The sequence below is a fragment of the Pseudomonas sp. P7548 genome, from assembly GCF_013386585.1.
Lineage (GTDB): Bacteria > Pseudomonadota > Gammaproteobacteria > Pseudomonadales > Pseudomonadaceae > Aquipseudomonas.
The window spans coordinates 1-16078 of the sequence record NZ_JACARO010000059.1; the positions used below are offsets into that span (position 1 = coordinate 1).

A 16078-nucleotide genomic window follows, 5' to 3' on the forward strand; every position below is an offset into this window, starting at 1 on the left:
TTGTTTTGGGCGGTCGAAAAGCCAGCTAACATCCCAACTCCGCCAACAACTCCCCACAGTGCTAAAGTCGCACCCTCGATTTTGCTTTTCCCAAGGAAGCCGTTATGCCGGATGCAACGTCCCTCAGCGCTGGATTCATGGTGGTTCACGGCAACCGCCTGGACGAACTGCGCAGCCTGGTGGTCAGTTGGATGCGCCGCTATCCACTGGCGCCCCTGGAAAACGAAATTGCCTTGGTACAAAGCAACGGTATCGCACAGTGGCTCAAATTGGCCCTGGCTGAAGATCCGGAAGACGACGACATGGGCGGTTGTGGCATCGCTGCTGCAATTGACGTGCAGCTACCCGGTAGTTTCATGTGGCAGCTCTATCGCATGGTCTTGGGCAAGGATGAAATTCCGCCCAAGTCTCTGCTCGATAAAGCGCCGCTGACCTGGCGCCTCATGCGGCTGCTTCCAGAGCTCATCAATCAACCGCACTTTGAACCATTGCAGCGTTTCCTCACCCACGACACTGACCTGCGCAAACGCTACCAACTCGCCGAGCGTCTGGCTGACCTGTTCGATCAATACCAGGTCTATCGTGCCGACTGGCTGGAGGACTGGGCAGCCGGCCGCCACCAATTGCGTAGCGCCAGAGGCGAGCCCAAGCCACTCAACCCCGCCAACTGCTGGCAAGCCGAGCTATGGCGCGCGCTGCTGTTGGACGTAGGAGAAGAGGGCATGGCCGAAAGCCGCGCCGGTGTCCACCAGCGTTTTATCGAACGCATCAACAGCCTTGAAAAAGCTCCGGCAGGCTTGCCATCCCGGGTGATTGTGTTCGGCATCTCATCTTTGCCCGCGCAAGCGTTGGAAGCTCTCGCCGGCCTGGCACGCTTCAGCCAAGTCTTGTTGTGCGTGCACAACCCTTGCCGTCACCACTGGTCTGACATCGTCGCCGACAAAGACCTGCTGCGTAACGAGTACAAGCGTCAAGCCCGTAAAGCCGGAATGCCGGTCACCATCGACCCACAAACCTTGCACCAGCACGCCCATCCACTGCTGGCAGCCTGGGGCAAACAAGGTCGCGACTACATCAGCCTGCTGGACAGCTACGACGACCCCAACAGCTACCGCGCCGCCTTCCGCGATGAGCGCATCGACCTGTTCAGCGACAGCCAGCCCACCACGCTGCTCAACCAGCTCCAGGACGACATCCTCGAACTGCGCCCGCTCAACGAAACCCGCGAGCTATGGCCCGCCGTGGACCTGGAACACGACACCTCAATCCGCTTCCACATTGCCCACAGCGCCCAGCGCGAAGTGGAAATCCTCCACGACCAATTGCTCCAGCGCTTCAGCGCAGACCCCACGCTGCGCCCCCGGGACATCATCGTCATGGTCCCCGACGTCGACAGCTACGCACCGCATATTCGCGCAGTGTTCGGCCAACTGGAAAAAAGCGACCCCCGTTTCATTCCCTTTACCCTCACCGACCAAGGCCAACGCGGCCGCGACCCTCTGCTGATCGCTGTCGAACACCTGCTCAAACTCCCCGACAGCCGCTTCCCCGTCAGCGAAATCCTCGACTTGCTTGACGTGCCCGCCCTGCGCGAGCGCTTCGCGATCAAGGAACGCGACCTGCCCACACTGCATCGCTGGATCGAAGGCGCCGGCATACGCTGGGGGCTCAATGCCGAACAACGCGCGGGGCTCGGCCTGCCGGATGAGCTGGAGCAAAACAGTTGGCGGTTCGGCCTGCGCCGCATGTTGCTGGGTTACGCGGTCGGCTCCGGCGCTGCGTGTCACGGTATCGAGCCCTACGACGAAATTGGTGGCCTTGACGCTGCCCTTATCGGCCCCTTGGTCGCCCTGCTCGATGCATTGAATGACGCGCACCAAGCGCTGTCCCAACCAGCCGCCCCTCAACAATGGGGCGAGCGACTGCAACGCTTGATGCAACTGTTCTTCCTGCCGAGCAGTGAACACGACGACTACTTGCTGGGCCAACTCGAGCAACTGCGAGAGACCTGGTTGGAAACCTGTGAGTCCGTCGGCTTGCAGGATGAGTTGCCGCTCACCGTCGTCCGTGAAGCCTGGCTGGCCGGACTGGATCAAGGTCGCCTGTCCCAACGCTTCCTCGCTGGAGCTGTCAATTTTTGCACCTTGATGCCTATGCGTGCGATCCCGTTCAAGCTCGTATGCCTGCTCGGCATGAACGACGGCGACTACCCGCGCGCCCAGCCACCCTTGGACTTCGACCTCATGGGCAGTGATTACCGTCCTGGCGACCGTTCACGCCGTGAAGACGACCGTTACCTGCTACTCGAAGCCCTGTTGTCAGCCCGAGACCAGTTGTACATCAGCTGGGTGGGCCGCAGCATCCGCGACAACAGTGACCGCCCAGCCTCCGTGCTGATCGGTCAATTGCGTGACCACCTCGCCAGTGGCTGGCACAACGCAAATACAGAAGAGCTCCTGCTGGACGCCATGACTCAGGAACACCCACTCCAGCCCTTCAGCGCACGCTATTTCCACGAAGGTGACCCACTGTTCAGCTACGCCCGTGAATGGCAGTTGCTCCACGAAGCACCGGTTACCAGGCTTGAAGAAGAAGGGCTCACACAATACGAGCAGGAAGAACCCCTGACCCTCGGTCAGTTGCAGGACTTCCTGCGCAACCCGGTCAAACACTTCTTCAGCCAGCGTCTGAAAGTTTTCTTTGAGGCCGCTGAAGTGCCGCTGGCCGACGAAGAACCCTTCGTGCTCGACGCGCTGCAACGCTACAGCCTCAGCGACAGCCTGCTGAATGCCGCACTGACGCAGCCCGACCATCTCGACCAAGCCCTAAGCGCGCAGGCCCTGCGCTTGCAAGGTAGTGGCCTGTTGCCCATGGTCGGCTTTGGCGAATATTTGCGTAACGAGCTGATCGAGCCGTTGCCTGACCTGCTGCAACGTTACCAACAATTACTCGCCCTCTGGCCGACGCCTCACACTGGCGCGGAACCGATCAATTTTGAGCATCAAGGCATTCAACTTGACGGCTGGATCAGTGGCCTGCACCGGCGCAGTGATGGTGGCTTGTTGAGTGTCACCACCATCCCCAACAGCATCGGCTCGATCAAATCACGCAAATGGCATCGCCTGATCCGTCCCTGGGTCAATCACGTGGTTGCCTGCGCCTGCGGGCTGCCGTTGAGTACCGGCTTGGTGGCCAGCGATGACACTTTGTTGCTGTCACCTCTGGATAAACCTGCCGCCCAGGAAATCCTCGGCCACCTGCTGCTGGCCTGGCATACCGGCATGAGCAAACCGCTGTCTGTCGCCGTTAAAACCGCCTTCGCCTGGCTCGGCCAAACCGATCCTGTAAAAGCCCTGGCAGCAGCGAGTAAAGCCTACGAGGGCGACGGCCTCACAACCGATGGTGAACGCCGTGAAACCCCAGCGCTCACGCGACAGTTCCCCGACTTCGCCACCCTGATGGCGAGTGAAGAGTTCGAAGGTTGGTGCGAAACCCTATATCGCCCCCTGCTCAACGCTCCATGGCGATCACTGACAGGCGAGGAGGCCGGCGCATGAGCAGCAAACCCTTGGCCCTGGCCTTCCCGCTCAAAGGCAGCCAGCTGATTGAAGCCAGCGCCGGCACCGGCAAGACCTTCACTATCTCCGCCCTCTATCTGCGCCTTGTGCTCGGGCACGGTGGTGATGAGTCAGGCTTTGGCCGCGAACTGCTGCCACCGCAAATCCTGGTGGTGACCTTCACTGATGCGGCCACCAAGGAATTGCGTGAGCGCATCCGCATCCGTCTGTCCGAGGCCGCGCGCTTCTTCCGTGACGAAATCCCGCAGCCGGACACCTTGATCGCCGACTTGCGTGATCAATACCCACCGGAACAATGGCCCGCCTGCGCTAACCGATTGGACATCGCAGCCCAATGGATGGACGAAGCCGCTGTCTCCACCATCCACAGTTGGTGCCAGCGCATGCTGCGCGAACACGCCTTCGACAGCGGCAGCCTGTTCACCCAGACCCTGGAAACCGACCACAGCGACCTGCTCGGCGAAGTCCTGCGCGACTACTGGCGGCTGTTCTGCTACCCCATGCACGACGACGCGCTCAACTGGGTGCGCAATAACTGGGGCGGCCCTGCCGCATTGATGCCGCGAGTGCGCGCACTGTTCGGCAGCGAACGGCCCACCGACGAAACCCGCGACCCTGCCGAGTTGATCAACGCCTGCCTGCAGGAGCGCCGTGAGGCGCTGATACAAATCAAGGCCCCCTGGCAACAATGGGCCGCCGAGCTGCGCGACATCTGCCTGCAAGCCGTGGCCGCCAAAGCCGTCGATGGCCGCAAGATGCAAGCCCGCTACTTCGAGCCCTGGTTCGAAAAAATCAGTGCCTGGGCCGCTGACGAAACCCTGGAACAACTGGACATCGGTACCGGTTTCACCCGCCTTACGCCCGACGGCATGGCCGAAGCCTGGAAAGGTGAGCCACCGCATCACCCCGGCATCGACGCCATGGCCGGCCTCAAGGCTGCTCTCGACGCGCTGCCAAGCCCTGACGCCGCCGTGTTGCAACACGCCGCTGGTTGGGTCGGCAAACGCTTTGAGGACGAAAAACGCCGTCGTGCCGAAATGGGCTTCGACGACATGCTCATCCGCCTCAATGCCGCCCTGCAAGCCGACGGCGGTGAGCGCCTGGCCAGTGTGATTCGCGAACAGTTCCCGGTGGCGCTGATCGATGAGTTCCAGGACACGGACCCGGTGCAATACAGCATCTTCGACAGCATCTACCGCATCGAAGAAAACCACCTCGACAGCGGCCTGTTCCTGATCGGCGACCCTAAGCAAGCGATCTACGCTTTCCGCGGTGCCGACATCTACACCTACCTGCGCGCGCGCCAGTCCACCACCGGTCGCCACCACACCCTGGGCACCAACTTCCGCTCCAGCCACGCGATGGTCGAGGCGGTCAACCATGTGTTCCAACGTGCGGAAACCGGCCGTGGCGCTTTCCTGTTCCGTCAGCCGGATGGCGAAAACCCGGTGCCGTTCCAGTCGGTGCTGTCCCAGGGCCGCAAGGAACAGCTGCAAGTGGACGGGCATACGCTGCCCGCCATGAACCTCTGGCACTTGTCCACCGACCAGCCGATATCCAACGTGGTTTATCGCCAGCAACTGGCAGCGGCCTGTGCCACGCAAATTGTTGAGTTGCTCAATGGCGGGCAGCAAGGTACGGCGGGTTTCCTGCAGCCGGACGCGAGCTTCAAGGGCGTGCTTCCATCGGATATCGCCATCCTGGTTCGTGATGGCAAGGAGGCCCAGGCGGTGCGGGCCGAGTTGGCCGCCCGGGGCGTGCGCAGCGTTTACTTGTCGGATAAAGACTCCGTCTTTGCCGCCCAGGAAGCCCATGACCTGCTCGCGTGGCTCAAGGCCTGCGCCGAGCCGGATGTCGAGCGCCCCCTGCGTGCCGCCTTGGCCTGCGTCACCCTGAACCTTTCGTTGCCGGAACTGGAGCGCCTGAATCAAGACGAACTGGCGTGGGAAACCCGCGTCATGCAGTTCCGAGGTTACCGTGCGATCTGGCGCACCCAAGGCGTGCTGCCAATGTTGCGACGCCTGCTCCATGACTTCCAACTGCCACAAACCCTGATCGCCCGCAGTGACGGCGAGCGCGTGCTGACCAACCTGCTGCATCTGAGTGAACTGTTGCAACAGGCTGCATCGGAACTGGACGGTGAACAGGCGCTGATCCGCCACCTAGCCGAGCACCTGGCACTCTCCGGGCAAGCCGGTGAAGAGCAGATCCTGCGCCTGGAAAGCGATGAGCAACTGGTCAAGGTGGTGACCATCCACAAGTCCAAGGGCCTGGAGTACGACCTGGTTTTCCTGCCCTTCATCTGTTCGGCCAAGCCGGTCGACGGCAGCCGCTTGCCCCTTCACTACCATGATGAAAACGGTAAATCCCAGGTCAGCCTGCGCCCAACCGTCGAGCTGATCGCCCAAGCCGATGACGAGCGCCTCGCCGAAGACCTGCGCTTGTTCTACGTGGCGCTGACCCGCGCCAAGCATGCGTGCTGGCTCGGCATCGCCGACCTCAAGCGCGGCAACAACAGCAGCTCCGTGCTGCACCTTTCGGCACTCGGTTATCTACTGGGTGCGGGAGCCTCGCTGGGCGAGTCCGCTGGCCTTGCACGTTGGCTGCTGGATCTTCAGGAAGGCTGCCAGGCCATCCACTATGGCCCGGTGCCCGAAGTCACCAGCACCCTGTTCCATCCACCCAAAAATGAAGCCACCTTGCTCGCACCCTTGCTGCCCAAACGCAAGGCGGCGGAGAACTGGTGGATAGCGTCCTACAGCGCGCTGCGTATTGGCGACAGCATGAGCGCCGCCAGCCTCGAAGCACCGGAAAACCCACAGGCCCAGAAGCTGTTCGATGACGAGCGTCTGGACCCCGATGCACCGCGCGAAGTAGCCGCCTCGGGTGGCGACATTCACCGTTTCCCACGAGGGCCGAACCCAGGCACGTTCCTCCACGGCCTGTTGGAATGGGCGGGTGAGGAGGGCTTCAACGTCACCCCGGTAGCTATCGAAAAAGCCGTGGGCGCCCGCTGCAACCGCCGTAACTGGGAAGGCTGGATCGTCACCTTGAGCAGTTGGCTGGGCCACCTGCTGCAAACACCGTTGCCGGTGGATAACGGCCACATCACCCTCAGCGGCCTCACGCAGTACCAGATCGAAATGGAGTTCTGGTTCGCCAGCCACAAAGTCGACGTGCTCGCCCTCGACAAACTGGTGTGCCAGTACACCCACGGGGGCGTCTCTCGCGTCGCCGCCGAACCGGTGTTGCTCAACGGCATGTTCAAGGGGTTTATCGACCTGACCTTCGAACACGACGGCCGCTATTACGTGGCCGATTACAAATCCAACTGGCTCGGCCCTGACGATTCGGCCTACACCCATGAGGCTATGGAACAGTCGATTCTCGACCATCGGTACGACCTGCAGTACGTACTTTACCTGCTGGCCCTGCACCGACAACTGAAGGCGCGCCTGCCGGACTACGACTACGAGCGCCATGTGGGCGGTGCGTTGTATGTATTTCTGCGCGGTACTCAGTCCGCCAGCCAAGGCGCTTATTTCACCCGGCCACCACGGGCGTTGATCGAAGGTCTGGACCTGATGTTCCAGGGCAAACCCATCCCGCCCAAGGCCGCGCCCGCCTGGGAACAAGGAGTGCTGCTATGAGCCTGTCGCCGCTTCCGCTTGAGGAACTGTTGCCCCTCAGCCGCGCGGGCGACCTGGTGCAACTGCTGGAGCGATGGGTTGATCGTGGCTGGCTGCGTGCCTTGGACAAAGCGTTCGTCGGTTTCCTGCACGAACTCGACCCACAGGCCGACCCGTTGGTGCTGCTGGCAGCGGCCTTGACCAGCCACCAGTTGGGCCACGGTCACGTCTGCCTAGACCTGTTCGAAACCCTCAAGGCCCCCGACTTTGCCCTGTCCCTGCCGCCCGAGGGCGACCTGCAAACCGGCGCCATGCTGTTGCCGTCGCAACTGCTCGACGGGTTGGACGGTGCTCATTGGTGCCATGCGCTGGCTGCCAGCCACTTGGTCGCCCTGGCCGTCGATGGCAGCGAAGCCGCCCAAAGCCGGCCCTTGGTTCTGTCGGGAAAACGCCTGTATCTGCGCCGCTACTGGACCTACGAGCGGCGCATCGACACGGCCCTGCGCCTGCGACTGGCGACCCAGGAAACCGTCAGCGCCGACTTGCCCCAGCGACTCAATGGCCTGTTCGATCAGCCCCCGCCTGACGGTGTGATCGACTGGCAGAAATTGGCCTGTGCCCTGGCCACTCGCGGTGCCTTCAGTATCGTCACCGGCGGCCCTGGCACCGGCAAGACCACCACCGTGGTGCGGCTGCTTGCGCTGTTGCAGGGCCCGGCCGTGGAAACCGGCAGCCCGCTGCGCATCCGTCTGGCCGCCCCCACCGGTAAAGCCGCGGCACGCCTTACCGAATCCATCAGCCAGCAGGTGCTGTCGCTGAAAGTGCCGGACAGCGTGAAGGAAAAAATCCCGACCCAGGTCACCACCGTTCACCGCTTGCTGGGCAGCCGCCCGGGCACGCGGCACTTCCGTCATCACGTCGGTAACCCGCTGCCCCTGGATGTGCTGGTGGTGGACGAAGCCTCGATGATCGACCTGGAAATGATGGCCAACTTGCTGGACGCCTTGCCGCCCCACGCACGTCTGGTATTGCTGGGGGACAAAGACCAACTCGCCTCGGTCGAGGCGGGCGCGGTACTCGGCGATCTGTGCCGCGATGCCGAGGCTGGCTGGTACAGCCCTCACACGCGGCATTGGCTGCAAGCGGTCAGCGGCGAAGACCTCAGCGCCAGCGGCCTGCAAGAAGACCTCGACGGCAGTCACCCGTTGGCGCAACAGGTGGTGATGCTGCGTTATTCGCGGCGATTCGGCGAAGGCAGCGGCATCGGGCAACTGGCGCGTTGGGTCAACCAGCAAAATGCCGAAGAGGCTCGCAAGCTCCTGGCGGCACGCAGTCACGCCGACCTGTTCTGCCTCAGCCTCAAAGGCGAGCACGACCACGCATTGGAGCGCCTGGTGCTGGACGGGCAGGGCGACGGCGCCCAGGGGTATCGTTATTACCTCAATCTGCTGCAAAGCGCCCGACCGCCCCTTGATACGCCGCGCGAAAACGCGGCGTGGATCCACTGGGCGCAACAGTTGCTCGAGGCTTTCGACGCCTTCCAATTGCTCTGTGCCGTGCGCAAGGGGCCGTGGGGCGTCGAAGGTCTCAACCTGCGTATCACGGCGGCCCTGCGCAAAGTGCGGCTGATCGAAGGCGATGATCAATGGTACGAAGGTCGCCCGGTATTGATGACCCGCAACGATTACGGCCTGGGCCTGATGAACGGTGACATCGGCATTGCCTTGAAATTGCCCGAAAGCGATGGCGGCCCCCAGGTGCTGCGTGTGGCCTTCCCGCGCAACGACGGCCAGGGCGGTGTGCGCTTTGTGCTGCCCAGCCGGCTCAACGACGTGGAAACCGTGTACGCCATGACCGTGCACAAATCCCAGGGCTCGGAGTTCACCCACACCGCCTTGATCCTGCCGGACGCACTGAACCCGGTACTAACCAAGGAGCTGATCTACACCGGCATCACCCGGGCCAAGCGTTGGTTCAGCCTGATCGAGCCCCGTGGCGGCGTGTTCGAGGAGGCAGTGCGACGCAAGGTCAAGCGTTTGAGCGGGCTGATGCTTGAGCTGGATCATGCCGCTGAAAAAATTGACTGACAGGTCACGCAATATTTCTGATTCAGTCGTCTGATTTTTCTGAAAAAATAGCGCGCCCCGTGAAGACCTACTCTTCGCGGGGTTTTCCGCCGCTGTGCTATCGTTGCGGCATCACCTTGAAAACACCTGAGAGAATTGCTGCATGAACGTGGCTGTCTCGCCCGCAGAGCGCAGTTTGAGCTGGAGACGCATGTTACTGGTGGCGGTTCTGTGCCTGCTCGCGCCCCGGGTATTTGCCCAGTCGCCTGCCCCGGCCAGCCTGGCTGACCAGCGTGCCCAGGCGGTCACCCAAGTGGTGCTTGGCATCCTCAGTTATGCCCGCTGGCCGGTGGAGCCTGCGCAATTGCGCCTGTGCATCATCGGGCCGACCCAATACACCGACGACCTGGTCAAAGGCACCACCCAGGCCACCGGCCGACCGGTGGTGGTGCAACGCCTGCTGGCGGATCATCCCGATATCGTCAACGCCTGTGACGCGGTGTACATCGGCAAGCTCACCGCCGATGAGCGTGGCCGCCTGTTTACCTCGTTGATCGGCCACCCGGTGCTCAGCATCAGCGAAGGCGGCGACCAATGCACCGTGGGCAGCCTGTTCTGCCTGCGCGTGGCGGATGACCAGGTGTCGTTCGAGGTCAACCTCGACTCCGTCGCTCGCAGCGGTGTGCGAATCCACCCCAGCGTGCTGCAACTGTCTCGTCGTCGGGCGCCTGCGCCATGAGCCTTGAAAAAGCGCGGCCAACCCTGCGCTCCGTCATTGGCCGAGGGCATTTGATCCTGGCGCTGGTGGCGGTGACGCTGGCGAGTGTCTCCCTGACCCTGCTCGGCGTGCTGGCGCTGCGGGTGTACGCCGAGCACAACCTGCACCTGATCGCGCGCTCCATCAACTACACCGTGGAGGCAGCGGTGGTGTTCAATGACAGCGCTGCGGCCACGGAGGCCCTGAGCCTGATTGCGTCCACTGAAGAGGTCGCCGAGGCCCAAGTGCAGGACGTGAATGGCAAGGTGCTCGCGCAATGGACCCGCCCGGAAACCGGCATGCTGTCGCGCGTCGAACTGGCGCTGGCCCATACCCTGCTCGAACAGCCGATCAATCAACCGATCCTGCACCAAGGGCGAACCATCGGCAGCATTCACCTGACCGGCCATGGCGGCAGCTTGCTGCGCTTTTTGCTCAGCGGCCTGGCCGGGATCCTGATTTGCACCGCCCTGAGCGCCTGGGTCGCCTTGCACCTGGCCCGACGCCTGTTGCGTGGCATCACCGGCCCCCTGCAGAGTCTCGCCTCCGTGGCCCACGCCGCCCGCAGCGAGCGCGACTTCGACCGCCGCGTGCCTCCGGCGCGAATTGCCGAACTCGACAGCCTGGGCAGTGACTTCAACGCGTTGCTCGGCGAGATGGAAGCCTGGCAAAGCCACCTGCAAAGTGAAAACGAATCCCTCGCCCACCAGGCCAATCACGACAGCCTCACCGGCCTGCCCAACCGTGCGTTCTTCGAAGGGCGCCTGATTCGTGCCCTGCGCAGCGCGGCCAAGGCCAAGGAACGGGTGGCGGTGTTGTACCTCGACAGCGACCGTTTCAAAGAAATCAACGACAGCTTTGGCCACGCCGCAGGCGATGCGGTGCTGGTGGCCGTGGCGGACCGTGTGCGCGCCCAGCTGCGCGAAGATGACCTGGTGGCGCGCCTGGGCGGTGATGAGTTCGCCATCCTGCTGGCGCCCTTGCACAACGTGGAAGATGCCCAGCGCATCGCCGACAAAATCATTGCCAGCATGGACCAGCCGATCCCGGTGCCCGGCAACACCCAGGTGTTGACCTCACTCAGTATCGGCATTGCCCTCTACCCCGATCATGGCGCCACTCCCGGCACCCTGCTCAATGCCGCCGACGCGGCGATGTACCAGGCCAAGCGTTTATCGTCCGGTGGCCAGCAAACGGCGGAGTCGGAGAACCCCGTCGTCAACGTTCAACACAGGAGTTGATCCCTTGTTCTCGACTGCACGATTTATGTTTATCACCTTGCTGGTGGCATTCCTTGCCCTCGGTGGATGCCAGACAGCCCCCCCAAAAGGCCTGACCCCGGCCCAGGTCGCCGTCCTCAAGCAGCAAGGTTTCGAACTCACTGACGAAGGCTGGGCATTCGGCCTGTCCGGCAAAGTGCTGTTCGGCAGCGACGTCGAAACCCTCAACCAGCCCAGTACCGAGATCGTCCAGCGTATCGGCAAGGCCCTGCTGGGCGTCGGTATCGAACGCGTGCGCGTCGACGGCCATACCGATGCCTCGGGTAAGGAAACCTACAACCAGCAACTGTCCCTGCGCCGCGCCAAAAGCGTGGCCACGGTGCTGCAAGGTGTCGGGATGAAAGAAGAAAACATCCAACTGCGCGGCCTGGGCAGCAGCGAACCGGTCGCGCCGAACACCACGGCAGCGGGGCGCACCGAGAATCGCCGGGTATCGATTGTGGTGATTGCGGACTGAACCCGTCCCGCCAATCTCAATGTGAAACCCAATCAACTGTGGGAGCTGGCTTGCCTGCGATAGCGGTGTCTCAGTACTGGATGTACTGACTGACACACTGCCATCGCAGGCAAGCCAGCTCCCACAGTGGGTTTTGCGGTGTGCTTGAGACCTCGTTCGCTTAACGGCCCGGTGTCATCGCCTGCGTCAAGTCATCCACCACGGCCTTGCCCATCTCACACAGGTAATGCGCGGCCCACGCGTATTGCTCGCCACGCACATCCATGGCGGCGTCCATTGCGAGTTTCTTGGAGTAGAAAAGCAGGGTGGAAGCGTGCTCTAACGCTTCCTCTATTGGCATGCCGGCGTTGACGCGAAACAGCGGTCTTTCGTTTTCGCCGTAGTCGCCGAAGGTGACGACGCCGAGGGTGGTGATGGAGGAAAGCGGGGGATCGGGGACGATTTTGGACATGATGTTTCCCAAATTTGCAGTAGGGGTCACCACGGCATGTCGCTAAACATGAAGAGGTGGCAGCTGTACACGGGTTAGCGAACCGGTAAATTTGGGAACCCGGCAGACCCGAAGGTCTCCCGCGTACAGCCGCCATAAAACGGTAAAGACAGGTAAACAGCCTGGCAATACTTTGGCATCACATCCCAACTAATCCGAGTCGCTAAACCCGATCGCTGATGTGCAGCGAAGTCAGGAGGCTAGTGACCCCAACGGTAAGGCGCAATGGGGTAGAGAGTCTCTAGGAAACGTCCTGCAATTTAAAGCGAATCATCGTTGATGGCCCTTTAATCCGCGAACCTGATCTCCCGCGTCTCCCCCATCAACAACCCCTGATTCTGCTCCGTCACTTCCCTGATGTAGTCCCACAACAACGTAATCCGCTTCAACTTCCTCAGATCCTCCCGGCAGTACATCCAGAACTGTCGCGTGATCGCAATCTGCTCCCCCAGCACCGGTAACAAGCGCGGATCCTGCGCCGCCAGAAAGCACGGCAATATTGCCATCGACCGCCCCTGCTGCGCCGCCACGTACTGCGCGATCACGCTGGTGCTGCGCAAACTCGCGCTGGCGCCGGGCACCACGTTGGCCAGGTAGAGCAACTCCGAGCTGAACGCCAAATCATCCACATAGCTGATAAACGGATGCTCGGCCAAATCCCCCGGTTTACGGATGGGCGGGTGCTGGTCCAGGTATTCCTGGGTCGCGTACAGCTGCAACTTGTAGTCGCACAGCTTGCAGCACACATAGGGCCCATGTTCCGGCCGTTCCAGGGCGATGACGATGTCGGCTTCGCGCTTGGACAGGCTGATGAAGTGGGGCAGGGGCAGGATGTCTACCGAGATGGCGGGGTAGGTGTCGACAAAGTGGCTCAACTGCGGGGTGACGAAGAAGCTGCCGAACCCTTCGGTGCAGCCCATGCGCACATGGCCGGACAGCGCCACACCGGAGCCGGAGACTTGCTCGCAGGCCATGTGCAAAGTGCTTTCGATGGCCTCGGCGTAACCCAGCAAACGCTGGCCCTCGGTGGTGAGGACGAAGCCATTGGTCCGGGATTTTTCGAACAGCAGCGTACCGAGGGACACTTCCAGTGAGCTGATGCGTCGCGACACCGTGGTGTAGTCCACCGCCAGACGCTTGGCGGCCACGCTGGCCTTGCGGGTGCGGGCTACTTCGAGGAAAAACTTCAGGTCATCCCAGTTCAGGGAGCCCAGGGACGTGATGTTTTTTTGCATATTGGTCCGGCTTTTATGTGCGTTCTTATTAGAGATTTGCACATCTATACTCGAAAAACAGTCCGAACGCCTCATTTCCAAGGCGATTCACGCGCCTTGTCTCTGCATAACTACAAGATTGGAGACCACATGAACGCATCTGCCGATATTTCCGTGCAACAGGTCAAGCTGCTGATCAACGGTGAGTGGGTCGAGTCCAAGACCACCGAGTGGCACGACATCGTCAACCCGGCCACCCAAGAGGTGCTGGCCAAAGTCCCCTTCGCCACCGCCGATGAAGTCAACGCCGCCATCGATGCCGCCCATCGCGCCTTCCAGAACTGGAAGCTGACGCCAGTCGGCGCGCGCATGCGCATCATGCTCAAGCTGCAAGCCTTGATCCGCGAACATTCCAAGCGTATCGCCGTGGTCCTCAGCGCCGAGCAGGGCAAGACCATTGCCGATGCCGAAGGCGATATTTTCCGTGGCCTGGAAGTGGTGGAGCACGCCTGCTCCATCGGCACCCTGCAAATGGGCGAGTTCGCCGAGAACGTCGCTGGGGGCGTCGACACCTACACCCTGCGCCAACCGATCGGCGTCTGCGCCGGCATCACCCCATTCAACTTCCCGGCGATGATCCCGCTGTGGATGTTCCCGATGGCCATCGCCTGCGGTAACACCTTCGTCCTTAAACCGTCCGAGCAGGACCCGCTGTCGACGATGTTGCTGGTGGAGCTGGCACTGGAAGCCGGTGTGCCGGCTGGCGTGCTCAACGTGGTGCACGGCGGCAAGGACGTAGTGGATGCGCTGTGCACTCACAAAGACATCAAGGCCGTGTCCTTCGTCGGCTCGACTGCCGTGGGCACCCACGTGTATGACCTGGCCGGCAAACACGGCAAGCGCGTGCAATCGATGATGGGCGCCAAGAACCACGCCGTGGTGCTGCCGGATGCCAACCGTGAACACACCCTCAATGCCCTGGTCGGCGCCGGTTTCGGTGCGGCGGGCCAGCGCTGCATGGCCACTTCGGTGGTGGTGCTGGTGGGCGCGTCCAAGCAATGGTTGCCGGACCTGAAAGCACTGGCGCAGAAACTCAAGGTGAATGCCGGCAGCGAAGCGGGCACGGATGTCGGCCCGGTGATCTCCAAGCGCGCCAAGGCACGCATCCTGGACCTGATCGAAAGCGGCGTGAAAGAAGGCGCCAAGCTGGAGCTGGACGGCCGTGACATCAAGGTGCCGGGCTTCGAGCAAGGCAACTTTGTCGGCCCGACCCTGTTCTCGGGCGTGACCACCGATATGCAGATCTACACCCAGGAAATCTTCGGTCCGGTGCTGGTGGTGATTGAAGTCGCGACCCTCGACGAGGCCATCGCCCTGGTCAACGCCAACCCGTTCGGCAACGGCACCGGCCTGTTCACCCAGAGCGGCGCGGCGGCGCGTAAGTTCCAGAGCGAAATCGATGTCGGCCAGGTCGGCATCAACATCCCGATCCCTGTGCCGGTGCCGTTCTTCAGCTTCACCGGCTCGCGTGGTTCCAAGCTCGGCGACCTGGGCCCGTACGGCAAGCAAGTGGTGCAGTTCTACACCCAGACCAAGACCGTCACCAGCCGCTGGTTCGACGACGATACGGTCAACGATGGCGTCAACACCACCATCAACCTGCGCTGACTCCGGGAGACGACCATGAAGATTGCATTTATCGGCTTGGGCAACATGGGCGCGCCCATGGCCCGCAACCTGATCAAGGCCGGCCACGCACTGAACCTGTTCGACTTGAATCAGGCGGTGCTCAAGGAGTTGGCCGAACTGGGCGGCACCATCAGCGATTCGCCGCGTGATGCGGCCACCGGCGCTGAACTGGTGATCACCATGCTGCCTGCCGCCGCCCATGTGCGCAGCGTGTGGCTGAATGAAGACGGCGTGCTCGCCGGCATCGGCCAAGGCGTACCGGCGGTGGATTGCAGCACCATCGACCCACAGACCATCCGCGACGTCGCGAATGTGGCGGCCAAGCAAGGTGTGGCCGTGGCCGACGCCCCGGTCTCCGGCGGCACCGGCGGCGCTGCCGCTGGGACGTTGACCTTCATGGTCGGCGCCACCGCGGAACTGTTCGCCACCCTGCAACCGGTGCTGGCGCAGATGGGCCGCAACATCGTGCACTGCGGCGACGTGGGCACCGGGCAAATCGCCAAGATCTGCAACAACCTGCTGTTGGGGATCAGCATGGTCGGCGTCAGCGAAGCCATGGCGTTGGGCGATGCGCTGGGCATCGACACGCAAGTGCTGGCGGGGATCATCAACAGCTCGACCGGGCGCTGCTGGAGTTCAGACACCTACAACCCATGGCCGGGCGTGATTGAAACCGCGCCGTCGTCGCGGGGGTACACCGGTGGGTTTGGCGCCGACCTGATGCTCAAGGACCTGGGCCTGGCCACCGAAGCTGCACGTCAGGCCAAGCAACCGGTGATTCTCGGCGCCGTGGCCCAGCAGTTGTATCAATCGATGAGCCAGCGTGGGGAAGGGGGCAAGGACTTCTCGGCGATCATCAACAGCTATCGCAAGCCCAAATAAACACTGTGGCGAGGGAGCTTGCTCCCGCTGGGCTGC

At 62.2% G+C, this 16078-nt stretch carries 10 protein-coding genes; 8 read left to right on the top strand and 2 right to left on the bottom strand.

Annotated elements, in window-relative coordinates:
- The first annotated feature begins 104 nt into the window (after positions 1-104).
- The 6 genes from recC (at position 105) to HX803_RS22275 (ending at position 11767) form a co-directional block, all read left to right on the top strand.
- Positions 105-3557, top strand: coding sequence for an exodeoxyribonuclease V subunit gamma (gene recC, locus HX803_RS22250; RefSeq protein WP_178923537.1), 3453 nt, complete (start codon positions 105-107; stop codon positions 3555-3557).
- The gene (gene recB / locus HX803_RS22255; protein ID WP_178923539.1) at positions 3554-7228 is read left to right on the top strand and encodes an exodeoxyribonuclease V subunit beta; all 3675 of its coding nucleotides are present in this window, start codon (positions 3554-3556) and stop codon (positions 7226-7228) included. The genes recC and recB overlap by 4 nt, the downstream gene beginning before the upstream one ends.
- Positions 7225-9294 carry an exodeoxyribonuclease V subunit alpha gene (gene recD, locus HX803_RS22260; protein WP_178923541.1) on the top strand — a complete coding sequence of 690 codons (2070 nt, stop codon included), beginning with the start codon at positions 7225-7227 and terminating at the stop codon, positions 9292-9294. The genes recB and recD overlap by 4 nt, the downstream gene beginning before the upstream one ends.
- Positions 9295-9436: 142 nt before the next feature.
- Positions 9437-10012, top strand: coding sequence for a YfiR family protein (locus tag HX803_RS22265; protein ID WP_178923543.1), 576 nt, complete (start codon positions 9437-9439; stop codon positions 10010-10012).
- A complete protein-coding gene (locus HX803_RS22270) occupies positions 10009-11271 on the top strand; it encodes a diguanylate cyclase domain-containing protein (RefSeq protein WP_178923546.1) in 1263 nt (420 codons plus the stop codon). The genes HX803_RS22265 and HX803_RS22270 overlap by 4 nt, the downstream gene beginning before the upstream one ends.
- A gap of 4 nt (positions 11272-11275) precedes the next feature.
- A complete protein-coding gene (locus HX803_RS22275; RefSeq protein WP_178923547.1) occupies positions 11276-11767 on the top strand; it encodes an OmpA family protein in 492 nt (163 codons plus the stop codon).
- A 160-nt stretch (positions 11768-11927) separates the two neighbouring features.
- On the opposite strand, the gene HX803_RS22280 is transcribed toward HX803_RS22275, so the two are convergent.
- Both HX803_RS22280 and HX803_RS22285 read right to left on the bottom strand, forming a co-directional pair.
- Positions 11928-12218 carry a DUF3077 domain-containing protein gene (locus HX803_RS22280; protein WP_178923548.1) on the bottom strand — a complete coding sequence of 97 codons (291 nt, stop codon included), beginning with the start codon at positions 12216-12218 and terminating at the stop codon, positions 11928-11930.
- A 326-nt stretch (positions 12219-12544) separates the two neighbouring features.
- On the bottom strand, positions 12545-13492 hold the full coding sequence (locus HX803_RS22285) for a LysR family transcriptional regulator (protein WP_178923550.1): 948 nt from the start codon (positions 13490-13492) through the stop codon (positions 12545-12547).
- Between the two features lie 129 nt (positions 13493-13621).
- Between HX803_RS22285 and HX803_RS22290 the strand changes: the two genes are divergently transcribed.
- Both HX803_RS22290 and mmsB read left to right on the top strand, forming a co-directional pair.
- Complete coding sequence (locus HX803_RS22290; protein ID WP_178923552.1) at positions 13622-15139, top strand: CoA-acylating methylmalonate-semialdehyde dehydrogenase; 1518 nt, start codon at positions 13622-13624, stop codon at positions 15137-15139.
- Positions 15140-15154: 15 nt separating this feature from the next.
- Positions 15155-16042, top strand: a complete 888-nt coding sequence (gene mmsB, locus HX803_RS22295; protein WP_178923554.1) for a 3-hydroxyisobutyrate dehydrogenase — start codon at positions 15155-15157, stop codon at positions 16040-16042.
- The last annotated feature ends 36 nt before the right edge of the window (positions 16043-16078 follow it).